Source organism: Limnofasciculus baicalensis BBK-W-15, from assembly GCF_024178385.1.
GTDB lineage: Bacteria > Cyanobacteriota > Cyanobacteriia > Cyanobacteriales > Coleofasciculaceae > Limnofasciculus > Limnofasciculus baicalensis.
The window spans coordinates 1-4,055 of sequence record NZ_JAMZMM010000466.1 but is presented as its reverse complement, the minus strand read 5'-3'; the positions used below and the strand labels follow the sequence as shown (position 1 = coordinate 4,055).

General features: G+C 41.0%; 4 protein-coding genes and 1 pseudogene. 1 reads left to right on the top strand and 4 read right to left on the bottom strand.

The annotated features are described in order from the left end of the window. Window positions 1-111: 111 nt before the first annotated feature. Complete coding sequence (locus NJ959_RS26630; RefSeq protein WP_256529859.1) at window positions 112-831, top strand: ABC transporter ATP-binding protein; 720 nt, start codon at window positions 112-114, stop codon at window positions 829-831. A gap of 216 nt (window positions 832-1,047) precedes the next feature. Here the strand turns inward: NJ959_RS26630 and NJ959_RS26625 are convergent. The 4 genes and pseudogenes from NJ959_RS26625 to NJ959_RS26610 form a co-directional block, all read right to left on the bottom strand. After that, window positions 1,048-1,182 (bottom strand): annotated as a pseudogene (locus NJ959_RS26625) (element excision factor XisH family protein); the annotation flags it as partial. 59 nt (window positions 1,183-1,241) lie between these two features. Beyond that, the gene (locus NJ959_RS26620; protein ID WP_254014777.1) at window positions 1,242-2,123 is read right to left on the bottom strand and encodes a DUF4388 domain-containing protein; all 882 of its coding nucleotides are present in this window, start codon (window positions 2,121-2,123) and stop codon (window positions 1,242-1,244) included. 211 nt (window positions 2,124-2,334) lie between these two features. Further along, window positions 2,335-2,877 carry a GTP-binding protein gene (locus tag NJ959_RS26615; RefSeq protein WP_373693716.1) on the bottom strand — a complete coding sequence of 181 codons (543 nt, stop codon included), beginning with the start codon at window positions 2,875-2,877 and terminating at the stop codon, window positions 2,335-2,337. A gap of 2 nt (window positions 2,878-2,879) precedes the next feature. Beyond that, complete coding sequence (locus NJ959_RS26610; RefSeq protein WP_254014776.1) at window positions 2,880-3,743, bottom strand: DUF4388 domain-containing protein; 864 nt, start codon at window positions 3,741-3,743, stop codon at window positions 2,880-2,882. Window positions 3,744-4,055 lie beyond the last annotated feature (312 nt).

The following is a 4,055-nucleotide window of genomic DNA, read 5'->3' as shown; positions in this document are numbered from 1 at the left end:
GATAAACAAACAGTATATTGCTATAGTAGGGTGCGTTATGTAACGCACCCTACTGGAATGAAGCCTTTAGCACCCAATCAATCCCCCAATCAGCAACCTTTAGTTCAACCAATGGATAGTCAAAGTCACCATCCCAAAATTATTCACCTGGAAAATATATCCAAAATCTACGGAATTGGTAATACGGAAGTTAAAGCTATCAATACTATTAACCTAATAGTAGAGCAGGGAGAATATTGCTCAATTATGGGCGCATCGGGTTCTGGCAAATCTACGGCTATGAATATTATCGGTTGTCTGGATCGACCAACATCAGGACACTATTACTTAGATAGCGTTGATGTTTCTGAATTAGGCGATGATGAATTAGCCTGGATTAGAAATCTCAAGCTGGGATTTGTTTTTCAACAATTTCACTTATTATCTCAACTAACTGCCATGGAAAATGTGATGCTTCCGATGGTTTATGCGGGTGTTCCTGCTAAGGAACGACGGGAGCGTGCCCTGGCAGCACTTAAGCGAGTTGGATTGGAAAATCGTAGCTTCAATAAGCCAAATCAACTATCTGGTGGACAACAACAGCGAGTTGCGATCGCGCGTGCTATTGTTAATAGACCTGTTTTGCTTTTAGCCGATGAGCCAACGGGAGCGCTAGATTCTCGCACCACTGCTGAAGTTATGGATATTTTTACTGAATTGAATAATAGTGGGATTACTGTTGTGATGGTGACTCATGAGCCAGATGTTGCTCGTTTAACTCATCGTATTATTTTGTTTCGTGATGGTGAGGTTGTAAATTCCCATTTGACTCCAGAGGAAATTACTGATTAGTTGTTAGTTGTTGGTTGTTAGTTATTTGTTGTTAGTTGTTTGTTTTTGGTAAAGTATAGCAGTCGCCCCTGTTAGTGGGACTTAAACAGACACAAAGGCAAAAACAGGTTATAAACCTTTTGTTTCAATCCGTAAAGCAGATTGCATTAAGTTTTCTCCTTCATGTTAAAGAAAATTATCGCTATTTTTCTAATTTATCCATTGGACGATTTCCTCAATCAATCGTTCCGCGCCTAGATCGATCTTGACGGTGATTTCTTCCAATTCCAGTTCTAACGGATCGTCAGTAACTGTCCATTCGTCTTTTTCTAATCCGCGTCTGACTGTATCGTGAAATAGGTCTTTAGCCATTGTTGATATCTGTTTAAGTCCCAATAACAAATAACAAATAACAAATAACCAACAACAAATTAACTTGAAGTTGTCAGCGATAATTGGTTTGATTTATTGCTGCGTAAGAAACCTACTAAATTTTGAACAAATGATTGACCGATTGTTTCCTCCTCATTTTCTTCTGTTGAGTTTTTGGCTATACTAGGCATGGATTGGGTGGGTGGTTTACTAACAAATAACGGAACTTCTTCCGCTAAACCAACTGCGATGAACTGATAGGCAATCTGCTGCACTTTTTCTATAGGTACTCTCAATTCTCTAGCAATCGCTTTTAGAGAAACAGTTCCTTTTGTGTATTCCCAAATCTGCCATTCTAGAGGAGTCAGTTGATAGCTAGGTTTATCGGTAATTGTCCCGACTAAACTTCCATCAGTATCTGGTAATTTATCTACTAAAGTTTCCCAGTTTTTCAGGTATCGCAATCCGATTAATGTTGCTTCTGTCGCCAACATACTCAATCCTGTCATTTCCTGCCCCGGCATTGATACCTTTTGGTCAAATTTAAACTCAGCATCCTTAACTTGAAATAAGGCGGAGACTTGCTGTAATACTTGGAGCTGAAATAGCTGTTTGAGTTGTTTTACTTCGAGAACACCGTTATTTCTGAGACAAAACCCTAATGGTTTATTTATTGGACAACAACACTCCATGAGTTTACCAACAACTCGATTGCTAACCCATTGGGATTCTTCGATCAGCGATACTAAACCTTGATAATCTAATCTATTCGCTGCTGCTACAATCCGTCCCTGAAATATCCATATATAATGAACTGACTGCACTACTCCTTGAGTGTCTCCTAATGGACGTAATGTCAGCAATCCACTTTTCTTGCCTTTTTCCGCCCAGTGGAAAATTTCTGGTAACGAAAAGTCTGTTATGCACCCTATAATACTCATGGCTGTTAAATTGAAGGCTAAAGGGTATTCTCCCAGAGGTTATTGGGATATGTATCAGGCAATCCAATCAATACCTAAATATTTAAGTTTTTCTTAATATTTTATTTTTGGGCAACTCCTACCTCTAGGGTATTCGGTTTAACCTGAAAAGCGACTTCAATTCTTGAAGATACACGCCAGAGTAACACTTAGATTAATAACTTAAAATTTCTTAAAAAACCGAAGATGTTCTGATGAAGTGTTCCACTAGGATAATTAAGGTTTCAATCACAGAGTCTTTCTGATTCGCATTGAGCATGACAAAGGGAGGGCGAGTTTTCTCATCCACAAAACCCAATGCGAGAGCTACATTATCAATTGACCAAGCGCCCTCGCAATCTGAATGAGTTATACCAATTAGCATGGGAATATCAACCCTTTGGCGCATAAATGCTAAAAGTTTTCGGGCTTCCCGAAAAGCGCTGGGTCGATGAGCGTCAACCAGTATTATATAAGCGTGCGCCTTGCGAATCAAGATATCCCACATAAAATCAAAGCGAGACTGTCCGGGAGTACCATAGAGATGCAGAGCCATTTTGGGGGCAAATTGTAAGCGCCCAAAATCCATCGCCACTGTTGTTTTTCTTTTCAACATGGCTGTTTCATCGGTTGCGATTCTATCTGTATCTACAACGGCAATTTCACTGACTGTACGGATGAAGGTGGATTTACCAGCACCGACTGTGCCAGTCACAACCAGACGCATGATTTCCACGCCTACTTGCTACTCCTCAAAAATCCTAGCAAGTTTTGCATGAAGGAATTGCTTAAATCTGGCACGTTAGTAGTCTCCTTTGGACTATTAGCTGTTGGGCTGACGGGTTGAGGTGCTTCAGGAGCCACACTTCTTGAGCGAGACTGGACTAGCATAGGCACTTCTGCCACTAAACCCACACTGATGAGACGAAAAGCCGTCTGTTGAATAACTTCTACGGGTTGTTTGAGCTGAGTCGCGATCGCATTCAATGTAACCGATCCATTCGCCAACTGCCAAACTCGTCCTTCCAAAGAATCTAACCGCAAATGACGCTTCCCAATTACTACTCTCGAAAGGGCTGAGGTTGCTTCCGGTAGCTTGTCTGCTAATAACCGCCAGTCTCTCAATACCCGCAACCCCATTAGAGTTGCTTCTGTCGCGCTCAAGCTTAGTCCCGTCATTTCTGTTGTCGGTAATGTCGCTTTAGCATCAAATTTGAACCGAGCATCTTTGAGCCTGAACAACCCACAAACTTGCCGCAGGACTTGCGCGTGAAATAGTAATCTTAACTGTTCTGGTTGCAAAAATCCATGAGTCTTCAAGTATAGACCAATAGGTATATTTGCTGGACATCGGTTCACTTGTTCCCGCAGCACCTCTGGACTAATCCAACCCCGTTGGCAAATCATTGCCAGTAAGCATTGGTGATCCAGGCGATTGGTAACTGCTACAATACGTCCTTGGTGCAATAGAGCATGACGTACCCTTTTTTCTTGGCTGTCTGTCTGAAAGCGTAGAGTAAGTAACCCGGTTTTGGTTCCGTGATCCAGGAACTGAAACAGTTCGGGTAGGGAAAACTCTGATAAACAACTTGTAATTGCCATTACTTTTCCATTGGGCTTAAAATTGGCAGCAACGATGCAACCCTTACATTGATTTTCTTAATTATTTATTCCATATTGAAGAAAAATCAACTTCTTGTTGCCTTACTTAACACAAATAGATATAACTTTACACTATATAACAATTCTCTCAGATTGTTTCAACAAGATCAATGAAGCATAAGATAGTTATCTTGTCAAGACCATTACCAATTGGATCGATATACCCTCTAAACCATCTCAGCCGCGATCCTCCCATTAAGATAGCATAGCGGCCAAGATAGCGGATAAGCTGTCACGCTTTTAATTTGTCTG

Coding starts and splice junctions, on each gene's coding strand:
- NJ959_RS26620 (WP_254014777.1), bottom strand. CDS start 2,123: ATGAGTATTATAGGGTGCATAACAGACTTTTCGTTACCAGAAATTTTC.
- NJ959_RS26610 (WP_254014776.1), bottom strand. CDS start 3,743: ATGGCAATTACAAGTTGTTTATCAGAGTTTTCCCTACCCGAACTGTTT.
- NJ959_RS26630 (WP_256529859.1), top strand. CDS start 112: ATGGATAGTCAAAGTCACCATCCCAAAATTATTCACCTGGAAAATATA.